This window comes from Mycobacterium sp. URHB0021, from assembly GCF_054057895.1.
The window spans coordinates 523378-538859 of sequence record NZ_JBSRZT010000002.1; the positions used below are offsets into that span (position 1 = coordinate 523378).

16 protein-coding genes are annotated in these 15482 nt (G+C 65.6%); 8 read left to right on the forward strand and 8 right to left on the reverse strand.

The genetic code is table 11. The features are described 5' to 3' along the window. The first annotated feature begins 19 nt into the window (after nucleotides 1-19). On the forward strand, nucleotides 20-1036 hold the full coding sequence (locus ACVWWN_RS04625; RefSeq protein ID WP_457142840.1) for a helix-turn-helix domain-containing protein: 1017 nt from the start codon (nucleotides 20-22) through the stop codon (nucleotides 1034-1036). 48 nt (nucleotides 1037-1084) lie between these two features. Further along, nucleotides 1085-1486, forward strand: a complete 402-nt coding sequence (locus ACVWWN_RS04630) for a GlcG/HbpS family heme-binding protein (protein ID WP_457142841.1) — start codon at nucleotides 1085-1087, stop codon at nucleotides 1484-1486. 148 nt (nucleotides 1487-1634) lie between these two features. On the opposite strand, the gene ACVWWN_RS04635 is transcribed toward ACVWWN_RS04630, so the two are convergent. Next, nucleotides 1635-1790: a hypothetical protein gene (locus tag ACVWWN_RS04635; protein ID WP_457142842.1), complete on the reverse strand. Its 156-nt coding sequence runs from the start codon at nucleotides 1788-1790 to the stop codon at nucleotides 1635-1637. 187 nt (nucleotides 1791-1977) lie between these two features. Here ACVWWN_RS04635 and ACVWWN_RS04640 point away from each other — a divergent pair, with 187 nt between their 5' ends. Both ACVWWN_RS04640 and ACVWWN_RS04645 read left to right on the forward strand, forming a co-directional pair. After that, a complete protein-coding gene (locus ACVWWN_RS04640; protein WP_457142843.1) occupies nucleotides 1978-2808 on the forward strand; it encodes a serine hydrolase in 831 nt (276 codons plus the stop codon). Between the two features lie 213 nt (nucleotides 2809-3021). Beyond that, complete coding sequence (locus tag ACVWWN_RS04645; protein ID WP_457142844.1) at nucleotides 3022-3468, forward strand: VOC family protein; 447 nt, start codon at nucleotides 3022-3024, stop codon at nucleotides 3466-3468. Nucleotides 3469-3537: 69 nt separating this feature from the next. On the opposite strand, the gene ACVWWN_RS04650 is transcribed toward ACVWWN_RS04645, so the two are convergent. The 3 genes from ACVWWN_RS04650 to ACVWWN_RS04660 form a co-directional block, all read right to left on the reverse strand. Then, complete coding sequence (locus ACVWWN_RS04650) at nucleotides 3538-4326, reverse strand: glucose 1-dehydrogenase (RefSeq protein WP_457142845.1); 789 nt, start codon at nucleotides 4324-4326, stop codon at nucleotides 3538-3540. Nucleotides 4327-4393: 67 nt separating this feature from the next. Beyond that, entirely contained in the window at nucleotides 4394-5512 is a 1119-nt protein-coding gene (locus ACVWWN_RS04655) for an alpha/beta hydrolase (protein ID WP_457142846.1), read from the reverse strand. A gap of 256 nt (nucleotides 5513-5768) precedes the next feature. After that, the gene (locus ACVWWN_RS04660) at nucleotides 5769-5882 is read right to left on the reverse strand and encodes a cyclophilin-like fold protein (RefSeq protein ID WP_457142847.1); all 114 of its coding nucleotides are present in this window, start codon (nucleotides 5880-5882) and stop codon (nucleotides 5769-5771) included. A 508-nt stretch (nucleotides 5883-6390) separates the two neighbouring features. Here ACVWWN_RS04660 and ACVWWN_RS04665 point away from each other — a divergent pair. The 3 genes from ACVWWN_RS04665 (at nucleotide 6391) to ACVWWN_RS04675 (ending at nucleotide 9250) form a co-directional block, all read left to right on the forward strand. Further along, nucleotides 6391-7272, forward strand: a complete 882-nt coding sequence (locus tag ACVWWN_RS04665; protein ID WP_457142848.1) for a helix-turn-helix transcriptional regulator — start codon at nucleotides 6391-6393, stop codon at nucleotides 7270-7272. 349 nt (nucleotides 7273-7621) lie between these two features. Beyond that, nucleotides 7622-8545, forward strand: a complete 924-nt coding sequence (locus tag ACVWWN_RS04670) for an alpha/beta hydrolase family protein (RefSeq protein WP_457142849.1) — start codon at nucleotides 7622-7624, stop codon at nucleotides 8543-8545. Between the two features lie 60 nt (nucleotides 8546-8605). Then, nucleotides 8606-9250, forward strand: coding sequence for a carboxymuconolactone decarboxylase family protein (locus ACVWWN_RS04675; RefSeq protein ID WP_457142850.1), 645 nt, complete (start codon nucleotides 8606-8608; stop codon nucleotides 9248-9250). Here the strand turns inward: ACVWWN_RS04675 and ACVWWN_RS04680 are convergent. Then, nucleotides 9223-10317 carry an alpha/beta hydrolase family protein gene (locus ACVWWN_RS04680; RefSeq protein WP_457142851.1) on the reverse strand — a complete coding sequence of 365 codons (1095 nt, stop codon included), beginning with the start codon at nucleotides 10315-10317 and terminating at the stop codon, nucleotides 9223-9225. The two genes, ACVWWN_RS04675 and ACVWWN_RS04680, sit on opposite strands and share 28 nt — an antisense overlap. A gap of 112 nt (nucleotides 10318-10429) precedes the next feature. Here ACVWWN_RS04680 and ACVWWN_RS04685 point away from each other — a divergent pair, with 112 nt between their 5' ends. Beyond that, entirely contained in the window at nucleotides 10430-11947 is a 1518-nt protein-coding gene (locus ACVWWN_RS04685) for a phytoene desaturase family protein (protein ID WP_457142852.1), read from the forward strand. A 19-nt stretch (nucleotides 11948-11966) separates the two neighbouring features. Here ACVWWN_RS04685 and ACVWWN_RS04690 read toward each other — a convergent pair whose 3' ends face one another. Genes ACVWWN_RS04690 through ACVWWN_RS04700 form a run of 3 tightly spaced genes read right to left on the reverse strand, consistent with a single transcriptional unit; the run spans nucleotide 11967 to nucleotide 15474 of the window. Further along, nucleotides 11967-13199: an LVIVD repeat-containing protein gene (locus ACVWWN_RS04690; protein WP_457142853.1), complete on the reverse strand. Its 1233-nt coding sequence runs from the start codon at nucleotides 13197-13199 to the stop codon at nucleotides 11967-11969. Continuing rightward, the gene (locus tag ACVWWN_RS04695) at nucleotides 13196-14380 is read right to left on the reverse strand and encodes an LVIVD repeat-containing protein (protein ID WP_457142854.1); all 1185 of its coding nucleotides are present in this window, start codon (nucleotides 14378-14380) and stop codon (nucleotides 13196-13198) included. Before ACVWWN_RS04695 ends, ACVWWN_RS04690 begins: the two co-directional genes overlap by 4 nt. Continuing rightward, entirely contained in the window at nucleotides 14377-15474 is a 1098-nt protein-coding gene (locus tag ACVWWN_RS04700; RefSeq protein WP_457142855.1) for an ABC transporter substrate-binding protein, read from the reverse strand. The genes ACVWWN_RS04695 and ACVWWN_RS04700 overlap by 4 nt, the downstream gene beginning before the upstream one ends. Nucleotides 15475-15482: the final 8 nt, after the last annotated feature.

Genomic DNA, 15482 nt, shown 5'->3' on the forward strand with positions numbered 1-15482 from the left:
TATTCATTAATATAGTGACATGCACATGGTGGCTATCCTCGCCTACGACGGGATGTCGGGTTACGAGTCCGGTCTGGCAGGGGAGATCTTCGGTATCACGGACCTGTCAGAGACGTTCTCCGCCGGTATTCCCCGACCCTGGTACGCGGTCAAGCTGTGCGCTGAGACGCCTCAGGTGCGCATGCTCGGCGGAGCCACCGTGCAGGTCGCGTATGGATTGGACACCCTGGCGGCCGCGGACACCGTGATCATCCCGAGTGTGCGAAACGTCAAGGAGCCGACCTCGCCGGTCGTCGTCGAGGCGATCAAGACTGCGTCGCAACGGGGTTCACGGCTGGTCTCCATCTGCTCCGGGGCGTTCGCGCTTGCCGCCGCCGGAGTACTCGACGGGCGGCGAGCCACGACCCACTGGATCTATGTGGAGTTGCTGCAGCAGCGCTATCCCGCCATCGACGTCGATCCGTCGCCGCTGTACGTCGACGAAGTGGACGTTCTCACCAGCGCAGGATGTGCCGCCGGCCTGGATTTGTGCCTCCACATCGTCCGGTCCGACCATGGCGCCCGAATTGCCAACGACATCGCCAGGCGTTTGGTGGTGCCGCCGCATCGCCCCGGCGGGCAGGCGCAGTACATCGAGAATCCGGTGGCGGAACCGACCACCGACGGAGGTGTCGTCGCCGGGATGGCGTGGGCGTTGCAGAACCTGGCTTCGCCGATCTCGTTGGACGACATGGCCGAGCAGTCGGCGATGTCTCGCCGCACCTATCTGCGTCAGTTCGCCAAGGCCACCGGAACCACTCCCATCAAGTGGCTGATCGACCAGCGAATCGAGGCCAGCCGGGCGCTCCTCGAGTCCTCGGCGCTGTCCATCGAACAAATCGCGACCCGGGTGGGCTTCGAGTCCGCCTCCACCTATCGGCACCATTTCGTCCGACAACGGCGCACCACCCCGAGCGACTATCGCAGCTCCTTCACCGAGCGCAGCATCGGAGTGGAATCGACGGACCGGGTGGCCGGTGGCCGGCGATCGGGGTGACGGGCACATATGGCGCCACGTCGGTTATCTTGTCGTCGTGATGACGCCATGACCGTCGACCTGGTGACCGCGAACCGCATCATCGCGGCCGCGCACGAAGAAGCCCGGCGGCGGTCGATCCAAGTGTCCGCAGCCGTGGTGGACGCCGGCGGGAACCTCATCGCGTTCGGCCGGATGGACGGCGCCGAGATCGCCGGGCCCGTGCTCGCGGTCGACAAGGCCTACACCGCCGTGGCCAATCGGACCGCCACCTCAGAACTCGCCGCCCTGGCCGCGCCCGGCGGCGAACTGTTCGGCCTGCATGCTAACGGCGGTGGCCGCTTCGTCATCTTCGGCGGCGGTGTGCCCATCTTCGTCGAGGGCAGTGTCGTCGGCGCCGTCGGTGTGAGCGGTGCCGGCACAGCGGAGGACGAAGCGTGTGCGCTCGCCGGTCTCACCGTCGTGCAGTGACTTCCAGATCCCGATCTGACATCAACCATCCGGGATTGGATTCCTCTGACTGACAAAGGTTCTCCGATCGGCCGATCTGCTGTGCCTGGTGGTAGCCACCAAATAAAGGGACTCCAGGGCGATTTCAGCTCAGCTGCACGCCACGTTGCTAGAACCAGACTTTTCGACCGCCGACGGGGCGGCCCACTGCGCCGAGAATCCACAACACGATACCGACCACGATGAGGATGGCGCCGATCGTGTAAAGGATTGAGAGGCTAGTGAAGTAGCCGATCAAGAGCAGGATGATGCCGAGCACAATCATTGGCGAGTCCGTTCCGGTCTAACGATCCAAGCTGACGCAGACTGAATTGCCGGAACCGCAAATTTTAAACGGCGCCCTCGTCACAGCCCGGCCCGACCAAGGGGCGTCAGCCGTGTTGAAACCGTCTACGCGGTGCGAGCGTCGGTACTCTGGCCCGGGTCACGGATCCGGGAATTGGAGACTGGCGATGCGCCCTCGTTCGCTCACCATCGCGCTGATCGCCACGGTGCTCGTCGCCGCAAGTGCCGGCGGGCAACCGAGAGCCACGGCGGCATGCGGTGCTGCGGACGCCCAATGCGATTTGCGGCAGCGCATCGCCGCAGCCGAGCACTACGTGGCGAACCGGCCCGGAACCGTCGGATTCGTTCTGCGCGACCGGGTGACGGGCGCCAGGTATCGCAACGCCCATGCCGGCGCTCCGATCTGGACGGCATCGACCATCAAGCTGGCGATGGTTGCCGACCTGCTCACTCGTGAGCGGGCCGGAGCGATCCGACTCAGCGATGCCGACCGGAGGCTCATGGTCGCGATGCTGCGCTCATCAGACAATGCGGCAGCCAACACGTTGTGGTCGCGTTATGGCGGACCGGCGCAGACGTTCAACGCCGACTTTCCGCGCTACGGCATGCCGAACATCCGTCCTCAACCGGGATTTGGTGACGTGTTCCCGTACTGGGGCTTTCAGAAGGCCACGGCCGACGACTTCGACGGCCTGATGAACTACGTGCTGACCGGACTCACTCCCGCCGACACCACAGCCGTGGTCGCGGAAATGCAACGCGTCGACGGCCAACAGCGGTGGGGAGTCTGGGGTGCGGGTCCCGCGATGATGCCGGGTAACAAGAACGGGTGGTCGCAAGAAGAAGGCGGTTGGGTGGTGAACACCGTTGGCTTCGCCGGTCCGCAGCAGCGCTACACCTTGTCGATCATGAACGCACTCGGCGGTGAGGGCGGCTATGACGACGGCGTGACAACCACGACCCAACTCAGCCGTATTCTGCTGGCGCCGGCGGCCTGAGGCCAGCCGCGCTCGCCAATCGAACGGCCGTGTTCATAGCTGCTGAACAACCATCATCGAATTCGGGTCGGCCCCGCATCATCGATGAGCAGGTCGCCTTGCGTCGCCGAGGCCAAATGCGCGGTCCTGTTCGCCTCCACTGCACATAGCGCAAGGCATAGTGTTAGATGACACTGTCGGTGCGCCGTGCCGGCTAAATACGGAGGGAGCCAGGTGACCTTCACCCTGCAGGGCGTTCACCACGTCGGCCTGACGGTCAGTGACATGAAGCGTTCGTTCGAGTGGTATTCGCGGATGTTCGGCATCGTTCCCGGCCCGGTCAACCATGGATCCGGGCCCGATCTGGAACGCGGTGTCGGTGTCCAAGGCGCCGAGCTGACATTCTCGATGATCAGCATCGGCAACGTCAATGTGGAGTTCCTCGAATATTCGAACCCCGACGGGAAGCCGTTCGACACACGTAACTGCGACATCGGCGCAACCCACGTCTGCTTCCGCGTCGACGATATGGACTCGGCGTACTCGACGCTGCTCGAGCGCGGTGCCGTCTTCAGCAGTCCGCCCGTCACGTTGACCGACGGTCCGCTTGCCGGCTCGCGCTGGGCCTATCTCCGCGATCCGGACGGCATCCAGTTGGAAATCTGGCAGGACGCGAACTGAAGCTGAATCACGCCCGGGCCGGTCGGTGCGGGTTCCGGCAGAACTGAACCCGCCGAGTCTCGACGTGGTTCAGCCGACCGTCTGTCCGCCGTCGACGACGAGTGCGTGGCCGACGGTGAAGGCGGCGTCATCGGAGCAGAGCCACATCACTGCCGAGGCGATCTCTTCGGGACGGCCCATCCGACCGACGGGTTCCTGATCGATGACCCGGTCGCGTCCTTCTGGTGTGCCTCCTGAGAAGCGGTCCATCATCGGGGTTTCGATAATGCCGGGGCAGATGGCGTTGATGCGCACATTGGCCGCCGCGTAGTCCAGTGCGGCGCAGCGGGTCAGTCCGATCACCCCGTGTTTGGCGGCGCCGTAGGCGCCCCCGCCTGAAAAGCCCTTGACCCCCGCCCCCGACGAGGTGTTGATGATCGCGCCGCCGCCCGCGGCCAGGATCAGCGGGATCTCGTATTTCATGCAGAGGAACACCCCTCGCAGGTCGATGTCGAGGACGCGTTGCCATTGGTCCTCGGTGATATCGGCGAGTGGAGTGGGCGGCTGTTCGATGCCGGCGTTGTTGAAGGCGAAGTTCAGGCGACCGAATGCCTCGGTGGTCTGTCGTAGGGCGGTTTGCACTTCACGGCTGACGGTGACGTCGCACGTGAGGCTGAGGGCCTGCCCACCGGCGCGGACGATCTCGTCGGTGACACCACGGCTGGCCTCGGCCGAGACGTCGGCGATGGCCACTGCGGCGCCCCGGTCGGCGAAGGCCAGCGCCGTGGCGCGTCCGATGCCGCTCCCGGCGCCGGTGATGAACGCGACCTTGCCCGCGAAGTCATCGTTCTGACTGTTCTTGGTGGTGCTTATCGGCATGGCTCGAACTCCTGACGTGGGTCGGCAAATCGTCACCGTGTGGTCCCGCGGTTGTGGTGAAGACCCGTCACCCGTTTCGCAGACTGTCCTGGAAGAAGCCGGTCAGCTTGTCGAACGGGATGAGGTTGACGCGATCGTAGAGATCGACGTGACCGGCGCCGGGAATGATGACCAGTTCCTTGGGCTCAGCAGCGAGGGCGTAGGCGTCCTCGCTGAACTCGCGGGAGTGCGCGTTCTGCCCGGCGATGAACAGCATCGGTCGCGGCGAGATTGTCTCGATGTCGTTGAAGGGATAGAAGTTCATGAACTTGACGTTGCTGGTCATCGTGGGCTGCGTGCTGGTGTCGGGGCTGTTGCCGCGAGAGGTGCGGTAGAAGTCGTAGAACTCCCGGTCTATCGGGGTGGATTGGTCGGTGAGTTTCTCGGGGGTGCCGCCGGTGTACGCGGTCTCCCCGCCGCCGAATTCGGCGTCGCGCTGTTCGGCAGCTCGTTGAAGGATCTGACGGCGCTGTTCAAGGGTGACGGCGTTGCGGAGTCCGTCGCGGTTGGCTGCGCCCATGTCGTACATGCTGACGGTGGCCACCGACTTGATGCGCGGGTCGATCTTCGCAGCACTGATGACGAAACTGCCACTGCCACAGATTCCAAGCGCGCCAATGCGTTCGCCGTCCACGAACGACTGCGTGCGTAGATAGTCCACGGCTGCGCTGAAGTCCTCGGCGTAGATGTCGGGTGAGACCGCGTTGCGCGGTCGCCCGTCGCTGTCACCCCAGAATGACAGGTCCAGCGACATCGTGACAAAGCCACGTTCGGCCATCTTGGTCGCATAGAGGTTGGCGCTTTGCTCCTTGACCGCCCCCATCGGGTGGCCGACCACGATCGCCGAGTTGGCGGCGTTGCGGTCGATGTCGGTGGGCACGAACAAGTTTCCTGTGACGGTCATGCCGTACTGGTTCTTGAAAGACACGGGTTGCACGCTCACCCGCTCGCTGGTGTAGAAGTTTGCCGCCCCGTTCGACATGTCTCCGGCGGGCAGGTTCGGCGTGGGGCCCGACAGGGCTGACGTGGTGGTTGCGGCGGTCTCGGAGCTCGACGGTGCGCAGCCGGCAACGGCCAACACGCCGACCAAGGCCGCGCCCGCCGCGATTCGGGTCAACGACGTGCGGCGGGTGTGCTGGGTGATCATCGAATTGCTCCTTGTTCGTGAGGCGCTGCCAATCACACTGTGATGCTGCGCTTTTGACGTCGATTCGGTGTGGCGTCCATGCCGCACCGGGTATCTTCAGGAAACACCTCAGAAGTCGAGCCGGGAAGTTCCTATGGGTAGGTGTATTGGCGGTACACCCGTGCAACCGGAGATCGGCCGAGTCGGGTCGCGAGTTCGATGGTGGCGGTGAAGTCGCCCAGTTGGTCGGCGATGGTATCGATGTCGCCGCTGGGGCCTACCAGCCGATGTCACGCGGCGTGGGGTCATCGCCGTCGGACATCCCGGTCATGGGCAGCGCGGCATCGAGTCGCGCGATCTTCTCCACGGCATTGCGATCGCTGAAGTCCAACTTTTCGATGTATCCGCAAGCGATGTCGTGGTGCTGCAGGCGACGAGTACGGTGAGCAGCGCTGCCGCGGCCACCGCTGTGCCGGGCCGGATCACCGCTGGCACCGGACGTCGACTTCTACCCGGTCGCGCCGTGCCAGTGCTTGACTTCGGGTGCACACCCGTTGCCGGCGGTGACGATGAGGGTTTGTCCGCCGGGGTAGGTGTGCCAGGCAGTGCGCGCGCACGGGGTGAAGGACACCTCGGCCGAACCGAACGGGCGGGCAGCGTTGGCTGATGAGCGCGTCGGTTGGGTTTTCGACGACGGGCTCGGGCCGCTCCTCGACCCGCACGTCAGCAGGGGCGTACATCATCGTGGCGCGCACAATCGTCCTCCCAAGGGCGCCGGCCAGTCTCGCCGCGGGCTCACCGTCCAGGTAACGCCTTCCCGGCGGATCCCGGCACTGCCTGTCGAAACGTGTACCGGTAGTGCATCGCGCGCCGGGAGCGGGGGACGTAGCGTCGTAGAGGTGGACAACCGCACCGAGGTCCGCGAGTTCCTGCTATCGCGCCGGGCCAAGATCACCCCTCAGCGGGCGGGCCTGCCCGACATCGGCCAGCGCCGGGTCCCCGGGCTGCGCCGCGGCGAGGTCGCCATGCTGGCCGGGGTCAGCGTCGAGTATTACGCCAAACTGGAACGCGGCTCTTTGGGCGGGGTATCGCCATCGGTGCTCGACGCACTTGCTCGGGCGCTCCAACTCGACGATGCCGAACGCGCGCACCTGTTCCATCTCGCCCATGCCGCGGACGGCACCAGTGCCGGCATGCGCCCGCGCCGCCGTCCCAGCGTCCGTTGGACGCCGCGACCCGCACTGCAATGGGTACTCGACGGCATCGGCCCCCCGGCCATCATTCGCAACGGCCGGATGGATTTACTGGCCACCAATCACCTGGGCCGGGCGATGCACGCGTCGGTCTACGACAGCCAACCCGGTGACACGCCCAACTTCGCCCGCTACACATTCCTCGACGAGGACTCCCGGCGCTTCTATCCCGACTGGGACACCGCAGCCGACACCTGCGTAGCCATCCTCCGTACTGAAGCAGGGCGGGACCCTCATGATAAGGCGCTTCACGACCTTGTTGGCGAGTTGTCGACTCGCAGTGTGGATTTCCGCCGTCGCTGGGGATCTCATGACGTCCGGCTCCACGGCGCTGGGAGCAAGAATTTCCACCACACCACCGTCGGCAACCTCGAACTGGCCTACGAGAGCGTCGACATGATCTCAGACCCCGGACTCACCATGACTATCTACGTCGCCGAACCGGCCTCACCCACCGCACACGCGCTCGGCTTGCTCGCATCCTGGGACAGCGCTTCCCACATCACGGAAACACACCTGCCCACCTAGCGACTCCATCGACCAATGCCTCCATCCAAGGAATCGACGGCCCGGGCTGGGGGCTGATCTACTGCTGCATGCAAGTTCTGCTCGAAGGAGTCGCGCCGCCGTCAAGCTCAGGGCGGCAACGCGATCGCTCCGGATCGAGCGCGCCACCTACGATGGTGAGACCATCTCGCCAAGAGATCGCGAAGCGAGATCGCAATGGCCTTTTCGGTGCCGGCCAACCCTGCGAGATGAACTGAAGCCGAAACACAACAACCCCCGACGCTACGCACGCCACACTGTCACGGCGCCGGCGAGACGTCTTCGTGATAGGTTGCAATCGTTTGCGACAGCCAGACGATGGGAGCGGCGTATGCCCGCACCGAGCAGCTATCCAACGATCACCGAACCCGTGCCGGGGTCGTCGCGGCCGGTGAGCTATCACCTGGCCGAGACCTGGGACGGCCTCTATGTTCCCTACGCCCTTCGCCTGCCGTCACCGGACGCCACCGGCCTTCCGTTCGTGTTTCTCGCCTACGGCAACGGCGGCGGCGGCTTGGAGTGGCTGCGCGGCCGCGTCGCAACGCACGGCTACATCATGGAGCGCCTCCTCGACGCGGGCTACGCCTGCGCCTGGGGTCGGTACAGGTCTGAAGTCGAGCTCGGATTCCATCTCGGCGGCCGCCTGGTCGTGGACCGTCGGCAGGGGATGGATCTGATGAATCGTTCGCCGTTGGAGTTCGAGGACGAACTCGCCATCCTCGAGGACGTGGCCCGGCACCCGCAGATCGACCCTGCCCGACTCGGTCACGTCGGAGTGAGTCACGCCGGCGAGATGCTGTTCAAGATCGCATCGTTGTACGATGGGCCACTCAAAGCCGGAATCGCCTGTGAGCCGGCCAATCACGAGTTCCTCGATCTCACCCCGGATGACACTGCCTTCACAAACCCGGACACCCATCTCCGCAACATCGAGGAGATGCAGATGCGCGATCCGGCGTTCGTACGATCACGGATCAACGAACCTCTCGCACTCGAACGGATCGCGCCCATCTCGATTCCGCTACTGGTGATGGGCCGCGACGACGACCACCTTCAGGGGATCTTCCGGCTGAGCTACGACCTCTTGGCGGCCAGCGGGAAGGATGCGGCGTGGGTGACCTGGGATCACCCGTTGCACGGCTACATATTTCCCGTCATCGGCGCCGACGGCGCCGTCGAGGTGGATGAAATGCAGGAACGCGCCATCGACGGTGTGATCGAATTCCTCGACAAGCATCTCGGCGGCGGGTCTTGACGCTGGAAAAGGGTCAGCACATACTGACGACAATCGATTGCATCTGTCTGGAGGAGCGATATGGGTCCGACTGTCACGCAACGCATCAGCTACGTACCTTTCGAGCAGATGGACGACCGCATGAAGGTGGAGATGGAGCGTTGTGCGAAACACGGCACGCCGCGGCCCGAGAGCTCCGCGGTCCGCGCGCACTCACCGGAGGCCTTCTGGGCCTTCGCCGACAGCTGGCAGTCCCAGTTCCACAGCGGCGTCGTCGATCACGCCACCAAAGATCTGTGCCGGGTGTACATCTCCCGAACAGTCAAGTGTGAATTCTGCGGGAACCAGCGGTCGGAGAAGGCCGCATCGGCTGGCCTCCAGGAGCAGCAGTACGACGAACTCCTCAATTTCGAGACATCCAGCCTCTACGACGACCGCCAGAAGGCCGCGCTGGCCTATGCCGAAGCCATCGCCTGGGGCAGCCAGGACCTCGACGCGCTCTGGGACCGTCTGCATGCCCACTTCTCCGAGCCGGAGCTCGTCGAACTCGGCTGCTGCATCGCATTGACCTTCGGTCAGCAGAGCTGGATCCGACTGCTCGGCATCGATCACCACCAGTACATGGCCGGTACGTCGGCGTCGATGGCGCCCGGCTTCGAGACTGCCGAGCACCTTGCCGCGAGCAAGGCCGCCCCCGACTACTGGGCGGCATCGAGCCACGCCTGAGACCTGACCGGCCACGCTCCGAGTCGGGCGGCCATCCAGTCAGCCGTGCGGTACCGGTGTGCGGCAAGCACGTTGGCGCATCCATGGTTGCCGTCCTCGAGCAACAGGAACTCGCTCCCGCCGACCTCGTGGTGCAGCCGCTGCGCCTGCTGCCACGGGATCAGCCGGTCCTTCATGCCTGCGACGACCAATGTCGGGCACCGCAGGGCCGGCGTCCTACCGGTCATCGTGAGCGTCAGTGCCAGAGCGCGGGCGTCGTCCTCGTCCTTCGAACCCGACCGGACCGTGAACGTCTCGCGGGTCAGGGCCGGCATCATGTCCCAGTTCTCGCCGAAGGTGTACGGGCCGCACAGGCTGACGCAGGCCTTGATCCGCTCGTCGCCGCTGGCGAACCGCGGTGCGTAATACCCGCCCAGGCTGACTCCCCAGACGCCGATGCGATCGGGGTCGATGTCGTCGCGTGCCGCCAGGGCGTCGACGAACGCGCGGCCCGGTACCTCCCAGTCCGCACGGATCGGCAGGTCGTACTCCGCCTCTCCCTGCCCGGGGCCGTCGACGCTGAACGTGGCGAGGCCGCGTTCGAGAAACAGTTGCTCGGTGGCCCGCAGCTCCTCCTTGGTCGAATCCAGGCCCGGCACACAGATCACCGCCGGATGGGGCGGTAGGCCCGCGGGCGTGCGCAGGATGCCGTAGATCGTCGAGCCCTCGAACGGCATCTCGATCCGTTCGCCGGGCGGATCCAGGTGCGGCAGTGCAGCATCGAGGCACCGCACCGCGGCCTGGTGGGCGGCCCGCATCTGCACGAGATCGCGGACATAGACGAACTTCGCGAAGTGGTACACGACGGCAGCGGTGCTCAGATGCGCGGCCGCGGACTGCACGCGGCCCTGCTCGAGCGCCTCGATCCCCAAATCCTCGTGGACACTGGCCGCGGCCGACCATACGGCGCACCAGTCGTCCCACGACTCGAGACCGCCCATGACGCGATCGAAGTCGGCCGCCGGGACACCGTTGGCGGTGAAGCGGGGACCCCAGTGCGAACGGGCGGAGGCGACGTATTCGTCCATGTTCAGACCTCTTCGATCACGCGATTGCAAACGATTGCGTACGCTTCACCGTAGCAGGGGAGAACTTGCCGACGGAAGGACGACAGTGCCCACACGCTCTTCGAACCGGCCGGTGGGCGACGTTGTCGTGGTGGGCGCCGGGCACAACGCCCTGGTCTGCGCGGCCTACCTCGCCGAGGCGGGACTGTCGGTCACCGTGCTCGAAGGGCGCGACATGATCGGCGGCAACACCACCACCGAACAGCTCACCCTCCCCGGATGGCATCACGACTCGTGCTCGACGGCACACGTTGTGCTGCAATCGAACCCATTGATTCGTGACGACGAATTGGGGCTCCTCGCGCGCTACGGATTGCGGTACATCGTCACCGACCCGGCGGTGGTCTTCCCGCTGGCCGACGGCGACCTGCTGACAGTGCACCCGGACCTGGCCGGCACCGCCGCCGAGTTCGCCCGATACTCCCGCAGCGACGCGGACGCCCTGGTCACCATGATCGAGGAGTGGAACACCGGCCAACGGACCGCGCACGCCTATCTGTCCGCAGGTCTCCCGCTGCCAGACGAGCCGTGGTCGCACAGTTATGAGCGGTTGCGGCGGCGCAGCGCGTGGGGGGTGGTCGCCTCGACATTCCAGCACCCGGTGGCGCGCCAGGTGATGGCCTGGATGGCCTTCGCCACGATGCAGCCGCCGCAGCGGCCCGGTACCGGCGCACTGCCGGCCGCGATCATGGCGGGTCGGCTCGCCTACGGCTGGGCGACGCCGGTCGGCGGGTCAAGCGCATTGCCCAACGCCCTCGCGGCCCACATCACCGACCACGGTGGCACCGTCGAGACGTCGGCCCGGGTGCGGTCGTTCCTCGTCGAGGAGGGGCGCTGCGTCGGGGTGCGCACCGACGACGGGCGCGAATTCCGCGCCGGCCGGGCCGTGGTCGCCGGCAGCCATCTCCGTGAGCTACGGGGAATGCTCGAGGCGGCCTCGACGGTGGCCGACGAGGCCGCACGGTGCTGGCAGCCCGGGATCCCATTGTTTGCAGTTCATTTCGCGCTGCGCGCGGATGCCCACTACCGATTGGATGGCAGCCCGGTCACATCGGCCGCCGGCGGCCTCGGCGGCCCCGAAGGCCTGCTCCGCCAGGTGGCCGGGCTGCCGACCGGGCATCTGGAGACCGAGGATCCATGGCTGCTGATGATGTCGTCGACGGCGGTCGATCCCGAGCGCGCGCCCGGCGGGACGTTCAAGTTCCTTACGGCGGCGCCGATGCTGCACGACGGCCGGCCATGGTCGGACGCCGACGCCATGGCATACACCCAGGTGCTGCTGGACGTCGCGCGCCGGCACGTGCACGGCATCGCCGATGCCGACATCCTGGCCATCAGGCCCGAGTCGCCCACCTCCCTTGCGGCGCACAATCTTTCTAACATCGGTGGATCCTGTCACGGCGGGGAGTTCGCCCTCGACGACGGCACCGTCATCCCCGGCTGGCTCGACTACCGCACCGACGTCCCCGGTCTGTACCTGACCGGTTCGACGTCGCACCCGGGCGGTTCGGTGTCAGGGCGGCCCGGGCGCAACACCGCGCGGACGGTGCTCCAGGACCTCGGGCTGACATCGACGATGTCGAGCCCCTGAACACGAACGTCCTCGGAGTTCAGCGCCCCGCCAACCGGACCACGTGAAGGCCGTGGTTCTTGTCGGAGAAGAAGATGTTGCCGCGTGCGTCGACCAAGACGTCTTCGGACTGGGTGACCAGGGTCTTGGGCAGCAGTCCGCGACGTTCTGTCGGATCCTCCGGTAGATACCAGGCGATCTCGCGCGGAAGGTAGGCGTCGCTGATGTCGTAGACCCGCAGCCCCGCGTTGAACCACGTCATGAACATCAGATTGTCGTCCGCGAACAGCTCGGGGCCTTGGGGATGGTGCTGATTGTGCGGACCGAAGCGCCCGCCCCGCATGCTGAAGTTGGGATACCCCGCGTCCGCCGGCGGCTGCGGTATCGGCAGCAGCGACACAATACGCGGGTTCTGCTCGTCGCTGACGTCCACGATGCCGGCGAAGTTGTACGCCTCCTGTTGCCGTTCCGCTATCGCTTCGGTGTTGACGAGCAACAATTTTCGCTGCGGCACGGGGATGACGGTGTGCATCGCGATCATGCTGGAGAACGCGGCTCCGATGTCGAGTCGGGAGACGAGCCTCGGCCGCTCGATGTCGGAGATGTCGAGAATGACGACGCCCGCCGCACCGTAGCTGAGGTACGCGCGATCACCCAGAACGTAGGGCGGACCATGCAGGGAGATGCGTCGCGGTGGCGTCTGTCCGGCTCGAGTTGGATTGCCGGCGTCCACGAACTGCTCGGGGAGAAACCACATCGCCACCTCCGCGGGATTGCGAGGGTCCGAGATGTCGAGGATCACGTAGATGTTGCCGTCGAATCCCCGACGGCCCGCCGTCACATGCACATAGCGGCCACCGGTGAAGTGGTTGCGGTGCACGCCGTGATCACCGGTGCGCCACTCGCCGAGCAGCCACGGAACGGTCGGGTCGCTCACGTCGAAAAGTCGGATGCCTTCGGCGGAGTTGAGCGCGGGATCGCCGCCCCATGCGGGCGGTCGATGCTCCATGCCCTGGACCAACAGGTTGTTGGCAACCTGGACCTGCCAGGTGGCGGCATGGTCGGGGCCCTCGATGGCGCCGACGAGGCGGGGGTCGGCGGGATCGGTCACGTCGAAGATCGACAGCCGCGGCTCCCAGAAGTGCGTCGCGTAGAGGTACCAGGTATCGCCGACGACCTGCATGGCCAGCTTGAAAACCGGCTTGCCGCCGACATCGTGGTAGCCGACCAATTCGACGCCGTCGGCGGTGAAACCGGGTGCCGCACCGCTCACGACGCCGCCTCCGCCATCAGATCGGCCAGGTCGGACATCGGCTCGAGACACGACACGCCCCCGGTGCCGCGGTCGGTGACCCAGATCAAGCCGTGCTCGTCGACGAACAGATCGTTGGCCTGCGGCACGGGTGACCCGGCCGGTGCCTCGCTGACCCAGTGTGCAACCTCACGCGGATCCTCGGGGTCTGACACGTCGTAAACACGCAGTCCCGCGCTGAAATACGTCGCGAACACCAGCCGGTTGCTGCGGTAGGACCCGGATCGGTTCTCGTGCAGATTGTGGGGACCGAACCGTTGAGGCAGCTCGTCGAAGGATGCGGCGGGCGAGGGCACCGTCCTGAGGTATCGAGGTGCCGAGGGGTCCGCGACATCGACCAGGTGAATCCGTCGCTCCTCGCCGTGCGGGCCGTCGTGTTGTTGTTCGTCGGTGACGACGAGAAGTCCACGGCCCGCCAGCGGCATGCACGTGTGGGTCGCCCCGCCTTTCCACCGCAGGCGCGAGACTTCGCGAGGATTCGTCGGATCGGACGTGTCGAGCACCACCAGGTTCGCGTCGTCGTAACCCAGATAGGTGTGCGTGCCCTCGCTCAGACCGTGGTGTGCGGCGACCCGGTGACCGTCGGGCCAGTCGACGGTCTCCCCCCCGGCGGTCCACTGCCCCGGCCACCACCAGCGGCCTGCGAGCACCGGTCGTTCGGGCTCGGTCAGGTCGACGGTCATCCAGATACGGTCGGTGAACCCGTCGGGAACGCCCGACATGTGGGCGTAGCGTCCGCCTTCCCAGACGATGCGGTGGATGCCCTTGCCGCCGGATTCCCAGAAGCCGATCTGCTCCGGCTCGAAAGGGTCGTCCAGGCGGTAGATCGCGACACCGGCCGAGTGTGGTCCCAACGGCTTCTTCGGACGGTAGGGGAATCGCTCATGGTTGACCAGCAGCAGACCGTCCGCCACCTGCACCTTGTGGGTGTGGGTATTGGCGGGTGCGTCCCACTGCGTCACCAGCTCGGGACGATCCGGAGCGGATACGTCGAGGATCGACGTGCCCGCTCCGGTTGTCCCCGCGTGTCCGACGTACAGCGTGTCGCCGTGACGCATGACCTGCATGCCGTCGCCTCGTCCGCCCAGGTCGTGCTGGCCGAGGAGTCGAAGTCCGTGCGCCGAGGCGGTTTCCGTCCTCACTGGGCCATGGCGGCTGGATCCGGCCGCAGGGGCAGGTTCAGTGCCTTCTGCGCGCGCCACAGCGGAACCAAATCGACGAACTGATGCCAGTCGGTGCCCGACGGGATCACCTTCAGGTTGATCTGCTCGTCGACGAACTGGTCCATGTCCTTGACGTCGAACCCCCCGTCACCGGTGTGGTAGGTCGAGTTCTGCTCATCGGCGTACGCATCGCGGTACGGCTGCGGGAGCTCGAAGCCCTTGGCGGCCATCAGGTTCAGCACCTCATCCTTGTTGTTGAGGTCGTTGATGAATTGACGTGCCTTGAGCGTCGCGGTGAGGAAGGCGGCCGCGGTCTCGGGGCTTTCGGTCAGGATCTTGTTGGCCGCCCAACCGTTCTGCGGAGCCCGCCCGAGTTCCTGGAAGAGGAACTTGCCGCCCTCGGCCTCCAACAGTGTCTTGTGCCTGATTTGAAGGCTCGCACCATCGACCGTGCCCGCGATCACCGACTGCAGGCGCTCGTTGGACTGACCTCCGGTGCTCACCAGCTTGACATCCTTGTCGGGGTCGATGCCGTTGTCGGTGAGGAGCTTTCGGATCAGGAAATCGTTGCGGCTGCCGAACTGTCCCCCGGTGAGCGTCTTGCCCTTGAGATCCTCGGCCGTGTTGATGCCCTCACGCACACCGAGGATGTTGGCCTCACCGCCGAGATACACCGACATATACCGCACCCCCGCATTCGACTTCTTCGCAGCGGCGATGGCGGTGTCAGTGTCATACAGGGCGAAGTCCACCGATCCACCGATCAGCGCCGGCAGCGGGTCCTCGACAGTCACGATCTTGACGTTGTCGATCCCCACTTCCTTGAAGTAGCCCTTCTCCTGCGCCACCAGGATGTCCTCGTGGAACAGGTAATACGGGTTGTCCACCGCCACCACGATGTCCTTCTTCACCTTCGACGGGTCGATGGTGGCGTTGACCTCTTCGGCGTTGGTCGGAATCTTGGCGGAAGTATCACCCCCGGTTGCGGAATTGTTGCCGCCGCACGACGTGAGCACTGTCGCGAACGCCAGTCCAGCGCCGAGCACAGCGAGCAATCGTTTGCTACTCCTCATGCACTTCT

Excerpts from the sequence above, each read along its gene's own strand:
- ACVWWN_RS04700 (WP_457142855.1), bottom strand. The coding sequence starts at position 15,474 with ATGAGGAGTAGCAAACGATTGCTCGCTGTGCTCGGCGCTGGACTGGCG.
- ACVWWN_RS04680 (WP_457142851.1), bottom strand. The coding sequence starts at position 10,317 with ATGGACGAATACGTCGCCTCCGCCCGTTCGCACTGGGGTCCCCGCTTC.
- ACVWWN_RS04670 (WP_457142849.1), top strand. The coding sequence starts at position 7,622 with ATGCCCGCACCGAGCAGCTATCCAACGATCACCGAACCCGTGCCGGGG.
- ACVWWN_RS04625 (WP_457142840.1), top strand. The coding sequence starts at position 20 with ATGCACATGGTGGCTATCCTCGCCTACGACGGGATGTCGGGTTACGAG.
- ACVWWN_RS04655 (WP_457142846.1), bottom strand. The coding sequence starts at position 5,512 with ATGATCACCCAGCACACCCGCCGCACGTCGTTGACCCGAATCGCGGCG.
- ACVWWN_RS04650 (WP_457142845.1), bottom strand. The coding sequence starts at position 4,326 with ATGCCGATAAGCACCACCAAGAACAGTCAGAACGATGACTTCGCGGGC.
- ACVWWN_RS04675 (WP_457142850.1), top strand. The coding sequence starts at position 8,606 with ATGGGTCCGACTGTCACGCAACGCATCAGCTACGTACCTTTCGAGCAG.
- ACVWWN_RS04640 (WP_457142843.1), top strand. The coding sequence starts at position 1,978 with ATGCGCCCTCGTTCGCTCACCATCGCGCTGATCGCCACGGTGCTCGTC.
- ACVWWN_RS04630 (WP_457142841.1), top strand. The coding sequence starts at position 1,085 with ATGACCGTCGACCTGGTGACCGCGAACCGCATCATCGCGGCCGCGCAC.
- ACVWWN_RS04635 (WP_457142842.1), bottom strand. The coding sequence starts at position 1,790 with ATGATTGTGCTCGGCATCATCCTGCTCTTGATCGGCTACTTCACTAGC.